Consider the following 1,419-nt stretch of genomic DNA (forward strand, 5'->3'; position numbering starts at 1 on the left):
CCGCGGCTTCGGTGCGGTGCTTGAGCCCCGTTTCATTTTCGGCGCAGGGCCACTTGACCAGTGAGCTATTACGCACTCTTTGAATGATGGCTGCTTCTAAGCCAACATCCTGGTTGTCTTCGCAGCCCCACATCCTTCCCCACTTAGCACCGCTTCGGGACCTTAGCCGGCGGTCCGGGCTGTTCCCCTCTCGACTACGGATCTTAGCACTCGTAGTCTGACTCCCATACATCGAGCAACCGGCATTCGTAGTTTGATTGGGTTCGGTAACCCGCGAAGGCCCCTAGCCCAGTCAGTGCTCTACCTCCGGCTCTCTCGTATGAGGCTAGCCCTAAAGCTATTTCGGGGAGAACCAGCTATTTCCGGGTTCGATTGGCATTTCACCCCTACCCACACCTCATCCACCGCCTTTTCAACGACGGTTGGTTCGAGCCTCCACGTAACTTTACTTACGCTTCACTCTGGACATGGGTAGCTCACCCGGTTTCGGGTCTACTCCAGCGGACTTATCGCCCTATTCAGACTCGCTTTCGCTACGGCTCCGGCCTTTTTTGCCTTAACCTCGCCCGCTAGACGTAACTCGCCGGTCCGTTCTACAAAAAGTACGCCGTCACCCAGCACTCAACTCGGTGCTTACGGTTGCCTTAAACAGGCCCTTCCCTCCCGGAATGTATCAGCCCCTCTAAAGCCTAAGGTAAGCACTCAGTTGAGTGCTGGGCTCCGACTGCTTGTAGGCATACGGTTTCAGGTCCTATTTCACTCCCCTCCCGGGGTGCTTTTCACCTTTCCCTCACGGTACTCGTCCTCTATCGGTCGCTTTGGGTATTTAGCCTTGGAAGGTGGTCCTCCCTGATTCCCGCAGGATTCCACGTGCCCCGCGGTACTTGGGATCCTCCCCGCACTGCTTCCCTTTTCGCCTACAGGGCTATTACCTTCTGCGGCGGGGCTTTCCAGCCCGCTTCGGCTAAGTTCCGCAGTACGTCAACGGGAGTCCCGCAACCCCGCATCCAGCACTCAGCCCAGCAGTTGAAAGGTGAGTTGTGCCAACTTGAAAGTGAGACTTCCTTTTCAATTGCCCGGCTGAGTGCTGGATGGGTTTAGGCTGTCCCCTCTTCGCTCGCCGCTACTACGGGGATCGCTTTTGCTTTCTTTTCCTCCGGGTACTAAGATGTTTCAGTTCCCCGGGTGCCCCTCCCGTACCTATGGATTCAGTACGGAATGACGGGGGTTCGCCCCCGCCGGGTTGCCCCATTCGGAAATCCACGGATCTACGCCTGCTTGCGGCTCCCCGTGGCTTTTCGCAGCTTGCCACGTCCTTCGTCGGCCCAAAGCGCCCAGGCATCCACCGTATGCCCTTCCTAGCTTGACCTCGACGAACTACTCCCTCCACTGTGAAGTTTTCAAGGAACATCTTGAGGG

1 rRNA gene is annotated in these 1,419 nt (G+C 57.1%); it reads right to left on the reverse strand.

Annotation, left to right across the window (positions count from 1 at the left end):
- A 23S ribosomal RNA gene (locus J2Z49_RS14715) occupies nucleotides 1-1,369 on the reverse strand; the annotation flags it as partial.
- Between the last annotated feature and the right edge of the window lie 50 nt (nucleotides 1,370-1,419).

This window comes from Desulfofundulus luciae (assembly GCF_030813795.1).
GTDB lineage: Bacteria > Bacillota > Desulfotomaculia > Desulfotomaculales > Desulfovirgulaceae > Desulfofundulus > Desulfofundulus luciae.